This window comes from Streptomyces sp. NBC_01116, from assembly GCF_041435495.1.
Classification (GTDB): Bacteria; Actinomycetota; Actinomycetes; order Streptomycetales; family Streptomycetaceae; genus Streptomyces.
This window is the reverse complement of the sequence record NZ_CP108644.1, coordinates 3,982,649-3,998,495: the sequence shown is the minus strand read 5'-3', so window position 1 is coordinate 3,998,495 and position 15,847 is coordinate 3,982,649. Positions and strand designations below refer to the sequence as shown.

At 66.4% G+C, this 15,847-nt stretch carries 9 protein-coding genes and 3 rRNA genes; 5 read left to right on the top strand and 7 right to left on the bottom strand.

Features of this window, described 5'->3' with window-relative positions:
* Positions 1-15: 15 nt before the first annotated feature.
* Entirely contained in the window at positions 16-1,359 is a 1,344-nt protein-coding gene (locus tag OG245_RS17445) for an MFS transporter (protein WP_371627909.1), read from the bottom strand.
* Positions 1,360-1,524: 165 nt separating this feature from the next.
* On the opposite strand from OG245_RS17445, the gene OG245_RS17440 reads away from it, so the two are divergent.
* The 4 genes from OG245_RS17440 to rrf all read left to right on the top strand — a co-directional run bounded on the left by OG245_RS17440 (position 1,525) and on the right by rrf (position 7,937).
* A complete protein-coding gene (locus OG245_RS17440; protein WP_007456156.1) occupies positions 1,525-2,082 on the top strand; it encodes a MarR family winged helix-turn-helix transcriptional regulator in 558 nt (185 codons plus the stop codon).
* Positions 2,083-2,789: 707 nt separating this feature from the next.
* Positions 2,790-4,315 (top strand): 16S ribosomal RNA (locus tag OG245_RS17435).
* Positions 4,316-4,618: 303 nt separating this feature from the next.
* Positions 4,619-7,743 (top strand): 23S ribosomal RNA (locus OG245_RS17430).
* Between the two features lie 77 nt (positions 7,744-7,820).
* A 5S ribosomal RNA gene (rrf, locus tag OG245_RS17425) occupies positions 7,821-7,937 on the top strand.
* Together the 16S, 23S and 5S rRNA genes form the textbook arrangement of a ribosomal RNA operon.
* 107 nt (positions 7,938-8,044) lie before the next feature.
* On the opposite strand, the gene OG245_RS17420 is transcribed toward rrf, so the two are convergent.
* The 4 genes from OG245_RS17420 to OG245_RS17405 are packed head-to-tail and all read right to left on the bottom strand — an operon-like array spanning position 8,045 to position 11,888.
* Positions 8,045-8,710 carry a response regulator gene (locus OG245_RS17420; protein ID WP_371624441.1) on the bottom strand — a complete coding sequence of 222 codons (666 nt, stop codon included), beginning with the start codon at positions 8,708-8,710 and terminating at the stop codon, positions 8,045-8,047.
* Positions 8,707-10,023 carry a sensor histidine kinase gene (locus OG245_RS17415; protein ID WP_371624440.1) on the bottom strand — a complete coding sequence of 439 codons (1,317 nt, stop codon included), beginning with the start codon at positions 10,021-10,023 and terminating at the stop codon, positions 8,707-8,709. Before OG245_RS17415 ends, OG245_RS17420 begins: the two co-directional genes overlap by 4 nt.
* An 18-nt stretch (positions 10,024-10,041) precedes the next feature.
* Positions 10,042-10,914, bottom strand: coding sequence for an ABC transporter permease (locus OG245_RS17410; RefSeq protein WP_371624439.1), 873 nt, complete (start codon positions 10,912-10,914; stop codon positions 10,042-10,044).
* Positions 10,911-11,888, bottom strand: a complete 978-nt coding sequence (locus OG245_RS17405) for an ABC transporter ATP-binding protein (RefSeq protein WP_371624438.1) — start codon at positions 11,886-11,888, stop codon at positions 10,911-10,913. The genes OG245_RS17410 and OG245_RS17405 overlap by 4 nt, the downstream gene beginning before the upstream one ends.
* A gap of 226 nt (positions 11,889-12,114) precedes the next feature.
* Here OG245_RS17405 and OG245_RS17400 point away from each other — a divergent pair, with 226 nt between their 5' ends.
* Positions 12,115-12,681, top strand: a complete 567-nt coding sequence (locus OG245_RS17400) for a GNAT family N-acetyltransferase (protein ID WP_371624437.1) — start codon at positions 12,115-12,117, stop codon at positions 12,679-12,681.
* 46 nt (positions 12,682-12,727) lie between these two features.
* On the opposite strand, the gene OG245_RS17395 is transcribed toward OG245_RS17400, so the two are convergent.
* Together OG245_RS17395 and OG245_RS17390 are read right to left on the bottom strand one after the other, a co-directional pair.
* Positions 12,728-14,332 (bottom strand): TraM recognition domain-containing protein, encoded by a 1,605-nt coding sequence (locus OG245_RS17395; RefSeq protein WP_371624436.1) that lies wholly within the window; start codon positions 14,330-14,332, stop codon positions 12,728-12,730.
* Between the two features lies 1 nt (position 14,333).
* Complete coding sequence (locus OG245_RS17390; protein WP_371624435.1) at positions 14,334-15,752, bottom strand: ATP-binding protein; 1,419 nt, start codon at positions 15,750-15,752, stop codon at positions 14,334-14,336.
* Positions 15,753-15,847 lie beyond the last annotated feature (95 nt).

The following is a 15,847-nucleotide window of genomic DNA, read 5'->3' as shown; positions in this document are numbered from 1 at the left end:
GCAGCGCCCGCTCCGTCAGTGGGCGGCGGGAGCGGCGGCGGAGGCCGAGGGAGACCCGGACCCGGCGCCTCCGGCCTCCGCGCCCTCCCCGCCCTCGGGCAGTGACACCGCCACCACGCGCGACGGGACATGGGCGAGCGACGGCTGGTCCTGTACGGGGGTGAGCCGGCGCCCCAGCCGCAGGGCGAGCCAGGTGATGCCCAGCGAGAACAGCACGAAGGTCACGATGTACGGGCCGTGCAGCGACGCCCCCATCGGCCCGCCGACGGCCGGACCGACCGCGAGCGCGAGCTGCTTGCACAGGGCGAACGCCGAGTTGTACTGCCCGACCATCGACTCCGGCGCCAGATCGGCGACCAGCGGGGCGACGGTCGGCGACAGCATCGCCTCACCCAGCCCGAACAGCGCGTACGTCGAGATGAACGCCGCCGTCGCCATGGTCTGGCTGCCGTGGCCGAGCCCGGCGTACCCCGCCACGATCCAGGCGAACGCCCAGATCAGGCCGACAGCGGCGATGACCCGGCTGCGCCGCCGCCGCTCCACGAGCCGCAGTACGACGAACTGGGCGACGACGATGACCGCGGTGTTGGCGGCCAGCGCGAAGCCGAGGGTGGAGGGCTCGATCCCGGCGGCCTCCGTGCCGTACGCGGCCAGGCCGGACTCGAACTGCCCGTAGCAGGCGAAGAACAGCACGAACCCCAGCACACACAGCTGCACCATGGCGCGGTGCGAGAGCAGTGCACGCAGGCCCCCGCCCTTCGCGGCGGCACCGTCCGCGGGGCGGATCCCGCCGAGCGAAGCCGGACGGGGCATGCGCACGGTCGTCACGACGACGCCGAGCACCACGAACATCACGGCCTCGATCAGGAAGAGCATCGTGAAGCTCGCCGGACGGCTCACGTCCACCAGCTGCCCGCCGACGAGCCCGCCGAGGCCGAGTCCCAGGTTCTGCAGGAAGAACTGCGTGGCGAAAGCCCGCGTACGGGTCGCGGTGCTGGAACACCACACGAGCATCGTGGCGAGGGCCGGCTGCATGACGGCCGTGCCCGCGCCCAGGACCGCGGCGGACAGCACGGCGGCCGGAACGCTGCTCGCGAACCCCAGGGACGCCGCGCCCACGGAGGCCAGAACGGAGGCCACCACCAGCACGGGCAACGGGCCCCGCCGGTCGATGGCCCGCCCGGTGAACGGCAGGACGGCCAGCGCTGCCATCGCGAAGGCTGCCAGGACGACTCCCGCCGTCCCGGCGCCCAGATCCCGTACCTGCGCCACGTAGACGTACAGATACGGGACGGTGAACCCGAGCCCGAACGCGCTCAGCGCGCTGCCCAGCTGGATCCGCCGCAGCGCTGCGCCCATCTCCCTGGTCACACTCACCTACCTCAAGAAATCGAAGGCCTCGAACGCGGAGCGCCGAGACCTGACACGAAGAAATCAGACTCGAAGACTTTAGCACTAAACTTAGAAGGTGAAAACTACAGATCGAAGGACTTCAGGGGGTGGGGGCGTGCCATACTGCCCGCCATGTCTGAGAGCACCGAGGAGCCCGGCCCCAGCGAGCCGAGCCTCGACGAACAGATCGCCGCCTACCAGCGCGAGTTCCGCGACCTCGACCCACAGGTCGAGCAGGTCGTCTCCGCGCTGGGCCGCCTGAACCGCCGGATGAACGTCGCGTACGGGAGACAGGTCGCCGCGCTCGGCATCAGCAACGCCGAGTGGGAGGTCCTCAAGACCCTGGTCCTCGCCGGCGCCCCCTACCGCCTGGGCCCCGGCGAGCTGGCGAAGCGTCTCGGCCTCACCCCGGCCGCGATGACCCATCGCATCGACCGGATGGCCGGAGAGGGCCTGGTCACCCGCGACCGCGACGAGAACAACCGGGTCCGTGTCATCGTCGAGCTGACGGACGAGGGCCGTACGAAGTGGCTCGAGGCGATGCGCATGGCGAGCGACTTCGAGGAGGACCTCCTCCAGGACCTCTCCGGAGACGAGCGCGGCGTCCTCGGCGAGCTGCTGGTCCGCCTCCTGCGCCGCGTGGAACACGCCCAGCCGGACGCCGGGGGCCGGCTCACCGACCTGGACTGAAGGCGCAGGACAGAGGCCCTGCGGAGGCCACCGGGGGAGGGTTGACACACCCCTGGTGGATCCGTAAAGTTCTCCGAGTTGTCACGGAGCCGAACGGTTCCGGGGCAGCCGATCCCGCCGCGGACGCGGCACCCAAACTTCAGCACCACCTCCCACTCGGGATGATTTCGGCATGCCGGAATTCATTACGAAGGCCCGATTATGAGCCGCCGGGGGAATCCGCTAGAGTTTGAGCGTCGGAACGGCCCAACAGCCGGGAGGACAAGCCCCGCTGACTGGGAATCAGGCCCGAAAGGATCTGATAGAGTCGGACTCGCCGGAAAGGGAAAACGCGAAAGCGAGGGACCTGGAAGGCGGGATGCGAGACCCGCTTCGACCGGGAATCGGACACGAAAGAGTCTGATAGAGTCGGAAACGCAAGACAGCGAGACAAAAGAAGTAAACGAAGGGAAGCGCCCGGAGGGCCCCGGTGATACGGGACCGAAGGAAGCGTCCGTTCCTTGAGAACTCAACAGCGTGCCAAAAGTCAACGCCAGATATGTTGATACCCCGGCCTGCTTCGGCAGGTTGGTGGTTCCTTTGAAAGTCCTGCGGGTCCACTTCGGTGGCCGGCAGGCAATTACACAGCGAGGACGCTGTGAACAACGGGTCTTATTCCGACCGGTTGTTCCGCTCTCGTGATGTGTGCACCCGATTACGGGTAAACATTCACGGAGAGTTTGATCCTGGCTCAGGACGAACGCTGGCGGCGTGCTTAACACATGCAAGTCGAACGATGAAGCCTTTCGGGGTGGATTAGTGGCGAACGGGTGAGTAACACGTGGGCAATCTGCCCTTCACTCTGGGACAAGCCCTGGAAACGGGGTCTAATACCGGATAACACTCTGTCCCGCATGGGACGGGGTTAAAAGCTCCGGCGGTGAAGGATGAGCCCGCGGCCTATCAGCTTGTTGGTGGGGTAATGGCCTACCAAGGCGACGACGGGTAGCCGGCCTGAGAGGGCGACCGGCCACACTGGGACTGAGACACGGCCCAGACTCCTACGGGAGGCAGCAGTGGGGAATATTGCACAATGGGCGAAAGCCTGATGCAGCGACGCCGCGTGAGGGATGACGGCCTTCGGGTTGTAAACCTCTTTCAGCAGGGAAGAAGCGAAAGTGACGGTACCTGCAGAAGAAGCGCCGGCTAACTACGTGCCAGCAGCCGCGGTAATACGTAGGGCGCAAGCGTTGTCCGGAATTATTGGGCGTAAAGAGCTCGTAGGCGGCTTGTCACGTCGGATGTGAAAGCCCGGGGCTTAACCCCGGGTCTGCATTCGATACGGGCTAGCTAGAGTGTGGTAGGGGAGATCGGAATTCCTGGTGTAGCGGTGAAATGCGCAGATATCAGGAGGAACACCGGTGGCGAAGGCGGATCTCTGGGCCATTACTGACGCTGAGGAGCGAAAGCGTGGGGAGCGAACAGGATTAGATACCCTGGTAGTCCACGCCGTAAACGTTGGGAACTAGGTGTTGGCGACATTCCACGTCGTCGGTGCCGCAGCTAACGCATTAAGTTCCCCGCCTGGGGAGTACGGCCGCAAGGCTAAAACTCAAAGGAATTGACGGGGGCCCGCACAAGCAGCGGAGCATGTGGCTTAATTCGACGCAACGCGAAGAACCTTACCAAGGCTTGACATATACCGGAAAGCATCAGAGATGGTGCCCCCCTTGTGGTCGGTATACAGGTGGTGCATGGCTGTCGTCAGCTCGTGTCGTGAGATGTTGGGTTAAGTCCCGCAACGAGCGCAACCCTTGTTCTGTGTTGCCAGCATGCCCTTCGGGGTGATGGGGACTCACAGGAGACTGCCGGGGTCAACTCGGAGGAAGGTGGGGACGACGTCAAGTCATCATGCCCCTTATGTCTTGGGCTGCACACGTGCTACAATGGCCGGTACAATGAGCTGCGATGCCGCGAGGCGGAGCGAATCTCAAAAAGCCGGTCTCAGTTCGGATTGGGGTCTGCAACTCGACCCCATGAAGTCGGAGTTGCTAGTAATCGCAGATCAGCATTGCTGCGGTGAATACGTTCCCGGGCCTTGTACACACCGCCCGTCACGTCACGAAAGTCGGTAACACCCGAAGCCGGTGGCCCAACCCCTTGTGGGAGGGAGCTGTCGAAGGTGGGACTGGCGATTGGGACGAAGTCGTAACAAGGTAGCCGTACCGGAAGGTGCGGCTGGATCACCTCCTTTCTAAGGAGCACTTCTTACCAGGTTCGCTTGGTCAGAGGCCAGTACACCGGCGAATGTTCGGTGCTGGTTGCTCATGGGTGGAACGTTGACTATTCGGCACGATGAGCACGGTTTCGTGAGTACTGCTTCGGCGTGGAAAACGGGAACGGGTTGGTCGTGTCGGGCACGTTGTTGGGTATCTGAGGGTACGGGCTCGTTTGAGTCTGTCCTTCGGTTGCCGGCCCCAGTGAACTCGCCCTTAGGGGTGGGGTGATGGGTGGCTGGTCGTTGTTTGAGAACTGCACAGTGGACGCGAGCATCTGTGGCCAAGTTTTTAAGGGCGCACGGTGGATGCCTTGGCACCAGGAACCGATGAAGGACGTGGGAGGCCACGATAGTCCCCGGGGAGCTGTCAACCAAGCTTTGATCCGGGGGTTTCCGAATGGGGAAACCCGGCAGTCGTCATGGGCTGTCACCCGCTGCTGAACACATAGGCAGTGTGGAGGGAACGAGGGGAAGTGAAACATCTCAGTACCCTCAGGAAGAGAAAACAACCGTGATTCCGGGAGTAGTGGCGAGCGAAACTGGATGAGGCCAAACCGTATGCGTGTGATACCCGGCAGGGGTTGCGCATGCGGGGTTGTGGGATCTCTCTTTCACAGTCTGCCGGCTGTGAGACGAGTCAGAAACCGTTGATGTAGGCGAAGGACATGCGAAAGGTCCGGCGTAGAGGGTAAGACCCCCGTAGCTGAAACATCAACGGCTCGTTTGAGAGACACCCAAGTAGCACGGGGCCCGAGAAATCCCGTGTGAATCTGGCGGGACCACCCGCTAAGCCTAAATATTCCCTGGTGACCGATAGCGGATAGTACCGTGAGGGAATGGTGAAAAGTACCGCGGGAGCGGAGTGAAATAGTACCTGAAACCGTGTGCCTACAAGCCGTGGGAGCGTCGCTGTATGTGCTTGCACATGCAGTCGTGACTGCGTGCCTTTTGAAGAATGAGCCTGCGAGTTAGCGGTGTGTAGCGAGGTTAACCCGTGTGGGGAAGCCGTAGCGAAAGCGAGTCCGAACAGGGCGATTGAGTTGCACGCTCTAGACCCGAAGCGGAGTGATCTAGCCATGGGCAGGTTGAAGCGGAGGTAAGACTTCGTGGAGGACCGAACCCACCAGGGTTGAAAACCTGGGGGATGACCTGTGGTTAGGGGTGAAAGGCCAATCAAACTCCGTGATAGCTGGTTCTCCCCGAAATGCATTTAGGTGCAGCGTCGTGTGTTTCTTGCCGGAGGTAGAGCACTGGATAGGCGATGGGCCCTACCGGGTTACTGACCTTAGCCAAACTCCGAATGCCGGTAAGTGAGAGCGCGGCAGTGAGACTGTGGGGGATAAGCTCCATGGTCGAGAGGGAAACAGCCCAGAGCATCGACTAAGGCCCCTAAGCGTACGCTAAGTGGGAAAGGATGTGGAGTCGCAGAGACAACCAGGAGGTTGGCTTAGAAGCAGCCACCCTTGAAAGAGTGCGTAATAGCTCACTGGTCAAGTGATTCCGCGCCGACAATGTAGCGGGGCTCAAGCGTACCGCCGAAGTCGTGTCATTCGTACATATATCCCCAACGGGAGTACGGATGGGTAGGGGAGCGTCGTGTGCCGGGTGAAGCAGCCGCGGAAGCGAGTTGTGGACGGTTCACGAGTGAGAATGCAGGCATGAGTAGCGATACACACGTGAGAAACGTGTGCGCCGATTGACTAAGGGTTCCTGGGTCAAGCTGATCTGCCCAGGGTAAGTCGGGACCTAAGGCGAGGCCGACAGGCGTAGTCGATGGACAACCGGTTGATATTCCGGTACCCGCTTTGAAACGCCCAGTACTGAATCAGGCGATGCTAAGTCCGTGAAGCCGGCCCGATCTCTTCGGAGTTGAGGGTAGTGGTGGAGCCGATGAACCAGACTTGTAGTAGGTAAGCGATGGGGTGACGCAGGAAGGTAGTCCAGCCCGGGCGGTGGTTGTCCCGGGGTAAGGGTGTAGGACGCACGGTAGGCAAATCCGTCGTGCATGAAGTCTGAGACCTGATGCCGAGCCGATTGTGGTGAAGTGGATGATCCTATGCTGTCGAGAAAAGCCTCTAGCGAGTTTCATGGCGGCCCGTACCCTAAACCGACTCAGGTGGTCAGGTAGAGAATACCGAGGCGTTCGGGTGAACTATGGTTAAGGAACTCGGCAAAATGCCCCCGTAACTTCGGGAGAAGGGGGGCCATCACTGGTGATAGCACTTGCTGCTTGAGCTGGGGGTGGCCGCAGAGACCAGCGAGAAGCGACTGTTTACTAAAAACACAGGTCCGTGCGAAGCCGTAAGGCGATGTATACGGACTGACGCCTGCCCGGTGCTGGAACGTTAAGGGGACCGGTTAGCTGCCTTTCGGGGTGGCGAAGCTGAGAACTTAAGCGCCAGTAAACGGCGGTGGTAACTATAACCATCCTAAGGTAGCGAAATTCCTTGTCGGGTAAGTTCCGACCTGCACGAATGGCGTAACGACTTCTCGACTGTCTCAACCATAGGCCCGGTGAAATTGCACTACGAGTAAAGATGCTCGTTTCGCGCAGCAGGACGGAAAGACCCCGGGACCTTTACTATAGTTTGATATTGGTGTTCGGTTCGGCTTGTGTAGGATAGGTGGGAGACTTTGAAGCGGCCACGCCAGTGGTTGTGGAGTCGTCGTTGAAATACCACTCTGGTCGTGCTGGATGTCTAACCTGGGTCCGTGATCCGGATCAGGGACAGTGTCTGATGGGTAGTTTAACTGGGGCGGTTGCCTCCTAAAGAGTAACGGAGGCGCCCAAAGGTTCCCTCAGCCTGGTTGGCAATCAGGTGTTGAGTGTAAGTGCACAAGGGAGCTTGACTGTGAGACCGACGGGTCGAGCAGGGACGAAAGTCGGGACTAGTGATCCGGCAGTGGCTTGTGGAAGCGCTGTCGCTCAACGGATAAAAGGTACCCCGGGGATAACAGGCTGATCTTCCCCAAGAGTCCATATCGACGGGATGGTTTGGCACCTCGATGTCGGCTCGTCGCATCCTGGGGCTGGAGTCGGTCCCAAGGGTTGGGCTGTTCGCCCATTAAAGCGGTACGCGAGCTGGGTTTAGAACGTCGTGAGACAGTTCGGTCCCTATCCGCTGTGCGCGTAGGAATATTGAGAAGGGCTGTCCCTAGTACGAGAGGACCGGGACGGACGAACCTCTGGTGTGCCAGTTGTCCTGCCAAGGGCATGGCTGGTTGGCTACGTTCGGAAAGGATAACCGCTGAAAGCATCTAAGCGGGAAGCCTGCTTCGAGATGAGTATTCCCACCCTCTTGAAGGGTTAAGGCTCCCAGTAGACGACTGGGTTGATAGGCCAGATGTGGAAGCCCTGTAAGGGGTGGAGCTGACTGGTACTAATAGGCCGAGGGCTTGTCCTCAGTTGCTCGCGTCCACTGTGTTAGTTCTGAAATAACGAACGGCCGTGTTTTTCCGGTGTTGGTTAATTTCATAGTGTTTCGGTGGTCATTGCGTTAGGGAAACGCCCGGTTACATTCCGAACCCGGAAGCTAAGCCTTTCAGCGCCGATGGTACTGCAGGGGGGACCCTGTGGGAGAGTAGGACGCCGCCGAACAATTTTTCCGGGAAAGCCCCGCACCTTTTGGTGCGGGGCTTTTCTGCGTTCCGGGGCCTGTGGCCCGACTTCTCCGTGCCGTCCACGCCGCGCCTGCGTCGAACCGCCTACATCGGGGCGACCAGGCGGGTGTCGTAGGCCAGGATGACCGCCTGGACACGGTCCCTCGCGCCTGTTTTGGCGAGGATGCGGGTCACGTGCGTCTTCACCGTGGACTCGGCGAGGTGGAGGCGGGCGGCGATCTCCGTGTTGGACCAGCCCTGGCCGATCACGGTGAGGATCTCCCGTTCCCGTTCCGTCAGCGCGGTGATGCGCGGGTCGGCTGCGGCCGGTGCGCCGGGTGTGGCGGGGAGGTGGTGGACGTAGGCGTCGAGGAGGCGGCGCGTCAGGGTCGGGGCGACCACCGCGTCGCCCGCGGCCACCGCGCGGATGCCGGCGAGGAGTTCCTCGGGCAGGGCGTCCTTGACCAGGAAGCCACTGGCTCCGGCGCGCAGCCCCTCGTAGGCGTACTCGTCCAGGTCGAACGTCGTGACGATCAGAATGCGGGTCCTGGCTCCCGACGTGATGATGCGCCGGGTCGCCTCGATGCCGTCCAGGCCCGGCATGCGGATGTCCATCAGCACGACGTCCGGGTGGTGACGGGCGACCAGGCCGACGGCCTCGGTGCCATTGCCCGCCTCGCCGACGACCGTCATGTCGTCCTGGCTCTCCAGCAGCATGCGGAAGCCGAAGCGCTGCATCGGCTGGTCGTCCGCGATGAGTACGGTCGTCACGGGTGCGTGTCCTCCAGGGGAAGGCGGAGTCGTATCTGCCATCCGCCGTGGTTCGGCAGCGGGCCGGCCTCGACGGTGCCGTCGTACAGCGCGGCGCGTTCGCGCATGCCCATGATGCCCTGGGCCGGCGGTGCGGCTTTCTCCGCGTCCGCGGTCGTGCCGGTTCCGGTGCCCGTGTCGGTGACGCGGGCGTCGAGGTGGGTGCGTGAGTAGGTGAGCGTGACCGTCGCGGAGGTGGGGCGGGTGGCGTGCTTGAGGGTGTTCGTCAGGGCTTCCTGGACCACGCGGTACACGGTGAGTTGGCGGCCCGGGGTGAGCGACTGCGAGCGGGGTTCGCCGTGGAGCTCCAGGTGGACGGGCAGGCCCGCCCGGCGTACGCGGTCGATGAGGGGGGCCAGTTCGTCGAGCGTCGGCTGCGGGGCGCGTTCGGCCTCGGGGTGGTCGTCGCGCAGGACGCCCAGGAGACGGCGGAGTTCTGACAGGGCCTGTCTGCTGGTGCTGCCGATGGCTTCCAGCGCCTGGCCCGCGCGTTCCGGGTTCTTCCGGGCCGCGTACGCGCCGCCGTCGGCCAGGCCCGTGATGACGGAGAGGTTGTGGCCGATGATGTCGTGCATCTCCCGTGCGATGCGGGTGCGTTCGGCGGCGGCGGCGAGCCGGGCCTGCTGGTCGCGTTCGTGCTCCAGCCGGTGGGCGCGCTCGACCAGGGCCTCGGTGTACTCGCGACGCGTGCGTACCGCGATGCCCAGCAGGACGACGAAGACCAGGCCCCAGACGTACGAGACCACCTCCTGCCCCCATGCGGAGGGGATGCGGACGCCGACGGCCACGACCGGGGCGAGGAACAGGGCACCCGCGGCTCCGACCGTACGGAAGGAGGACCGCAGGACGATCTGGAACACGGGGATCAGCTGGAGGAGCGCGGCCTGGACCACGGCGCCCGTCCAGATGTTCACCAGGGACGCCGGGGCCATCAGCAGCAGGACGGCCATGGGATGCGTCCGGCGCCACAGCAGCGGCAGCGAGAAGCAGAGGCTCATCAGGAGCACCAGCGGTTCGGACGCCGTCACGTTGTCGCGTGCGACGTTCCGCCAGCCGCCGGAGGTGTAGTCGAGTACTGCCGCCACAGCCCAGAACGCGGTCACCGCCGCGTCCCAGACCCGTGGCCGGCGTCGGTCGAAGGCGCGGAGGCGGTCCAGGGCGTTGCGGATGACCCGGGTGAGGGGGGCCGTGCCGCCGCTGGCGGCGGGCGGAGGCAGTGCTTCGGCGTCGTCGGTCGCCGGGTGCGGGCCGGCGGCGCGGGGGCGGTCCGTCACCTGGTCGCTCCTCGTGGGTCAGACGTCGCGGCGGTTGAGCGCCAGCGCCGCCGCGGCCAGGGTCGTGCCCGCCCACAGGGACAGGGCGAACAGGGCGGGGCCGGGGGAGACGGTGCCCGGGATGGGGGTGGCGGAGCCCAGGGCGCCGCCGGCCTGGGTGGGAAAGTACATGATGGCGCGCTCTACGGCGTCGTACGGGAGCATCCCGAGGATCTCCGGCAGGATCATGACCCCGCCGATGAACGCGCCGATCGCGCCGGGCACCGAGCGCAGCAGTGCGCCGAGGCCGAGAGCGAGCAGGCCCAGCAGGGTGAGCGCCGCCGCGTTCCCTGCCAGGGCCCGCAGGATGCCCGGGTCGGTGAGTGAGGCGGCCTGGTCGGTGTCGTGGAGGAAGGCCTGCGCCACCGCGAACGTGACCAGGGCCGTCGCGAACATGACCGTGAAGACGGTGGCGGCGAACACCGCGGCCTTGGCCCACAGGACGGGAAGCCGGGTGGGTACGGCGGTGAGCGAGGAGCGGATCATGCCGGTCGCGTACTCGCCGGCGGTCATCAGGATGCCCAGGACGATCAGGCACAACTGGCCGAGCAGGCTGCCGTACAGGGTCAGGACGACCGTGTCGACGTCGGAGTCCCCGCCGCCGGAGGTGTAGGTCCCGCCCATGATCAGCCCGACGCCCAGGACCATCACGACCGCCGAGATGAGGGTGATCCAGGTGGAGCGCAGTGAGTGGAGTTTGTGCCATTCCGAGCGCAGGATCCGGGGCGCGGTGATCCGGTACTGGGGTGACGGGGGCGGGGACGGTGACTGCGACGGTGGTGATGGTGATGGTGATGGCGGTGAGGTCGGGCTTGGGCTCGGTGAAGGGAAGGTGGGCTGGGTCGTGGTCATGCCGCTGCTCCGGTGAGAGGGGAAGAGGCGGGAGCCGCCGGTGTCCGCTGCTGCGGCCGGTGGTCCACCGATCCCTGGGTGAGGTCCATGAACGCCTGCTCCAGCGACACGGTCTGCGGGGTCAGTTCGTGCAGCGTGATCGCGTGCGCGGCGGCCACGCCTCCGATGTGCGCCGCGTCCACTCCCCGGATCCGGAGTTCGTGGGCGGCAGGGGCTTCGGTGGTGGGGACGCGGGAGGCGGTGATGGTCACGCCCGGGTCCTTCAGGTGTGCGCCCAGTTCGTCCGGCTGCGGGGTGACGACCTTGACGGATGCCCCGCCCGCCGAACGGATCAGCTCGGCCACCGTGGTGTCGGCGAGGAGCCTGCCGCGGCCGATGACGATCAGGTGGTCGGCGGTGAGGGCCATCTCGCTCATCAGGTGGGAGGAGACGAGGACCGTGCGGCCCTCGGCGGCGAGGGAGGTGAGGAGGGTGCGGATCCACAGGACGCCCTCGGGGTCCAGCCCGTTGACCGGTTCGTCCAGGATGACGGTGGCGGGGTCGCCGAGGAGTGCGGCGGCGATGCCGAGCCGCTGGCCCATGCCGAGGGAGAAGCCCTTGACCCTCCGGTGGGCGGCGTCGGTCAGCCCGGCGAGGTCGATGACCTCCTCGACGCGGCGACGCGGGATGCCATGGGTGTGGGCGAGGGCCATCAGGTGGTTGAGGGCGGACCGGCCCGGGTGGACGGACCGGGCCTCCAGCAGGGCGCCGACCTGGGTGAGGGGCGCGGGGTGGGCGGCGTAGGAGCGCCCGTTGACGGTGGAACGGCCGTGGGTCGGGGCGTCGAGGCCGAGGAGCATGCGCATCGTCGTGGATTTCCCGGCGCCGTTGGGGCCGAGGAAGCCGGTGACGGTGCCGGGGCGGACGGTGAAGTCGAGGTCCCGGACGACGGTTCTGTCGCCGTACCGCTTGGTGAGTCCGTGTGCCTTGATCATGCGGTCGACGCTACGGAGCCGGCCCGGTGCGGTCGTCCGACCGGGGGCTGGACGTGGGCGTGGGGCGTAGTACCGGGGTACGACGGGTGTGGGGGGCGGGTTCGGGGTCGGTGTCGGGGTGGGTTCGGGTGGTGCGGTGGCTTTGTGGGCGGGGGCGGTCGCGCTTCTTGTGGTGGCGGTGGGGTGGTCGGTTGATCGTCGGGCGGGAGGGGGTGAGGATCGGGGGATGGACTATGTGATGCGTGCGGTGCGGGCCGATGAATGGCCGCAGGTCAGGCAGTTGCGGCTGGACGCTCTGAAGGACCCCGCCGCCCCGGTGGCGTTCCTGGAGTCGTACGAGGATGCTGCGGCGCAACCGGATGCCTTCTGGCAGGAGCGTGCCGCGGCCGCTGCCGAGGGCGGGGGCGGGCGCGATCGTGTCCGGCAGTTCGTCGCGGAGTCGCCCGAGGGGGTGTGGGTGGGTTCGGTCACCGTGCTCGTCGAGAGCCCGGCGGACGATGTGCGCTTCGGGGAGGCGCCCGCAGTGGAACAGGCGCATCTGGTCGGTGTGTTCGTCCGGCCCGAGGCGCGGGGCACCGGGGTGACGGACGCGCTGTTCCGGGAGGCCGTCGCGTGGGCCTGGTCGCTGTCCTCGCCGCGGCTGGAGCGGGTGCGCCTCTATGTGCACGAGAGGAACCCGCGGGCCGCCGCCTTCTACCGGCGGTTCGGATTCGTCCCCTCCGGTCAGCGGATTCCGGCCCCGGGCGGGCGGGGCGAGGTGGAGCTGGAGTACGTCCTCGGGCGCGAGGGGTAGCGGTGCTCCGGTGTCCTGCGTCCGGCCGGCGCTCCGAGCCTCTCGTCTAGCCGGGGCCCGGGGCGGGGGCGTGCAAATGGTCCTGCCAGCGGGCCCGTCCCTGTTCCCGGGAGCGGAGCAGCACCAGGGCGGGCATGCCCCGGTTCTGGCCGGTCGCCAGCAGCTCCGGGAGCTGGGGAAGGGGCGCAACGGCCGCGATGTCGTCGAGGACGAGCGTCATTGGTGGGTCGAGCCGACCGTCGGATGACCGTGCGGCCATGCGGCGGCCGTGCTCGACCACGTCTGCGGCGAGCGCGGTGAGGAGGGGCATCGCGCCGGGGCGGGAGCGAGGATCCTCGATGGGTTCGCCCACCAGATAGAGCGTTCCCCCTTCGTCCGCAAAAGAATCCAGCGCGAGGGAATCCGCTCGGTTCGCCGTGCAGGCCTCGCGGATGTGCACCGTGGACAGTGCGGCGAACGCCCGTACCGTCAGTTCCTGGGCCACTTCGCGGCGTTCGGGATAGGCGGTGAGGGCGGACTCCAGCAGCCCGGCGAGCCCGGACGCGGCCTTGGGGTGCGTACGGAGGAGGCGTACCGGTTCGTGGGCGCCGGAGCCCGAGGCCCAGCGGAGGACCTGGCGGAAGGGGCGGCCGTCCACCGCTGCGGCGTGCAGCCAGCACTGGAGGAGCGTCTGCGCGGTGTCGGCCACCGCCGCGTCGATCCGCGCCTGCGGGCGTACCGGGGCGAGCAGGGCGGCTGCGCGTGCGGCGGCGACGTCGGGGAGCTCGCAGCCGGCGGTGGGCGACCAGTGGAGGCGGGCCGGGGTGTCGCAGAGGTGGCCCGGGTCGTAGACGAGGACCGGGCCGAGCTTGGCGCGGGCGTCTTTCGTCTCGGCCCAGACGCTGGGGTCCGAGGTGACGACGAGTGCGGGGCCTTCGGCGTCCTGGACGGCCCGGACGACGGTGGGGCGCCGGGCGGAAGCGGCTGCGTAGACGAGGAGGGGGGTGCGGGGGGAGGGAAGGAGGTGGGCGGGGGCAGTTACTCCTGGGGGCTTCTTGGCGGTCCCGGGTGCCTCGTGTGCCTCGTGTGCCTCGTGTGCCTCGTGGATCTCGTGGGTCTCGGAGGGGGTTGGTGTCTCTGTGGCCGCGGGTGTGCTTGCGGCTGTGGTGGGGTGCGTCTTCGTCGGTGCTGGTGTAGGGGCTTGGGGCTGGTGCGGGGGTTGGCTCTGTGCGGGCGGCTGCTTCTCCTGTGCTTCGAAGGCTCGTTCCTCGCGGCGCCGTTCCCGTACGGCACGGCCACGGGCCACGACTCCGAGCGTGAACACCACGAGGACCAGCAGCACCATCAGTTCGCCGATGAACAGGCCCCAGAACAGGCCGTACCCGGAGAGCTGGGCCGGGGGTGTCCCCGGCCAGGCCGCGGCGAGGTCCTGGGGGGCGGTGGCCAGTTCGCGCAGGGCGAGCGGGGACCGGGTGAACGTCACGCCGTCGGGCCAGGCCCCGTGGGCGAAGAGCCCGGCGAGGCCGGTGGCCGTCCAGCCGACCAGGGTGGCGGCGAAGAGGAGGCCCAGGAGGCCGATCAGCAGGCCGTCCGGGATGCCCCCGCCGCTCTGGGGCCGGTCGTGTCCTTCGTGACGGGCCGGGCCCCGGCCGCGTGCTGCCTGGCGTGCCATGTCATGCCACCGTTGACTCTGACGACTCGTTGATCCGTTGCTGGTTCTCGATCCGGGCCGCCCGTTGCTCCGCCTCCAGCTCGGCGGCGCGGATGTCCTCGGGAAGCAGGTCGTCCGTCGACCCCTCGGTCATGGCCCGGTCGGTGAAGACCAGGGGGCGTTCGGCCTCGGTGATCAGGTGTTTGACGACCTGGACGTTGCCGTTGACGTCCCAGACGGCGATGCCGGGGGTGAGGGTCGGGATGATCTCGACCGCCCAGCGTGGCAGGCCGATGACCCGGCCGGTCGCTCGGGCCTCGTCCGATTTCTGGGCGTAGATCGTGCGGGTGGAGGCCATCTTGAGGATGGCCGCCGCTTCCTTCGCCGCGGCTCCGTCCACCACGTCGCTGAGGTGGTGGACGACGGCGACGAAGGAGAGGCCGAGCCGGCGTCCGAACTTCAGGAGGCGCTGGAAGAGCTGCGCGACGAAGGGGGAGTTGATGATGTGCCACGCCTCCTCGACCAGGAAGATGCGCTTCTTGCGGTCGGGCCTGATCCAGGTGTGCTCCAGCCAGACGCCGACGATCGCCATCAGGATCGGCATCGCGATCGAGTTGCGGTCGATGTGCGAGAGGTCGAAGACGATGAGGGGCGCGTCGAGGTCGATGCCGACGGTCGTGGGCCCGTCGAACATGCCGCGCAGGTCACCGTCGACCAGGCGGTCCAGGACGAGGGCGACGTCCAGGCCCCAGGCCCGTACATCGTCTATGTCGACGTTCATCGCCTCGGCGGACTCGGGCTCCGGGTGGCGCAGCTGCTCCACGATGTCCATCAGGACCGGCTGGCGGTCGGTGATGGTCGCGGTGACGTAGGCGTGGGCGACCTTCAGGGCGAAGCCGGAACGCTCGTCGAGCCCGTGGCCCATCGCGACTTCGATGATCGTACGGAGCAGGGCGAGCTGGCCGGTGGTGGTGATGGAGGGGTCGAGGGGGTTGAGCCGGATGCCGCCGTTGAGCGCTGCGGTCGGGTCCAGGCGGATGGGGGTTATGCCCAGCTCCTGGGCGATCAGGTTCCACTCGCCGACGCCGTCCTCGCCCTGGGCGTCGAGGACGACGACCTGGCGGTCGCGGAAGCGGAGCTGGCGCAGGACGTAGGTCTTCTCCAGCGCCGACTTGCCGTTGCCGGACTCGCCGAGGACGAGCCAGTGGGGGGCGGGGAGCTGTTGCCCGTACAGCTGGAAGGGGTCGTAGATGTAGCCCTTGCCGCTGTAGACCTCGCGGCCGATGATCACGCCGGAGTCGCCGAGGCCGGGGGCGGCGGTGGGGAGGTAGACGGCCTGGGCCTGGCCCGTCGACGTACGGACGGGGAGGCGGGTCGTCTCCACCTTGCCGAAGAGGAAGGCGGTGAAGGCATCCGACAATGCGGACAGGGGGTCTCGCATGGTGGGGGTGCCCTCTCTTGTTGCGGGGTGTGCGGTTCGGTGCGTTCAGTACGTGCGGTTCGGTACGTGCGGTTCGGTACGTGCGTGCGGTTCGG

Excerpts from the sequence above, each read along its gene's own strand:
- OG245_RS17445 (WP_371627909.1), bottom strand. The coding sequence starts at position 1,359 with ATGGGCGCAGCGCTGCGGCGGATCCAGCTGGGCAGCGCGCTGAGCGCG.
- OG245_RS17440 (WP_007456156.1), top strand. The coding sequence starts at position 1,525 with ATGTCTGAGAGCACCGAGGAGCCCGGCCCCAGCGAGCCGAGCCTCGAC.
- OG245_RS17410 (WP_371624439.1), bottom strand. The coding sequence starts at position 10,914 with ATGACCACGACCCAGCCCACCTTCCCTTCACCGAGCCCAAGCCCGACC.
- OG245_RS17405 (WP_371624438.1), bottom strand. The coding sequence starts at position 11,888 with ATGATCAAGGCACACGGACTCACCAAGCGGTACGGCGACAGAACCGTC.
- OG245_RS17400 (WP_371624437.1), top strand. The coding sequence starts at position 12,115 with ATGGACTATGTGATGCGTGCGGTGCGGGCCGATGAATGGCCGCAGGTC.
- OG245_RS17395 (WP_371624436.1), bottom strand. The coding sequence starts at position 14,332 with ATGGCACGCCAGGCAGCACGCGGCCGGGGCCCGGCCCGTCACGAAGGA.
- OG245_RS17390 (WP_371624435.1), bottom strand. The coding sequence starts at position 15,752 with ATGCGAGACCCCCTGTCCGCATTGTCGGATGCCTTCACCGCCTTCCTC.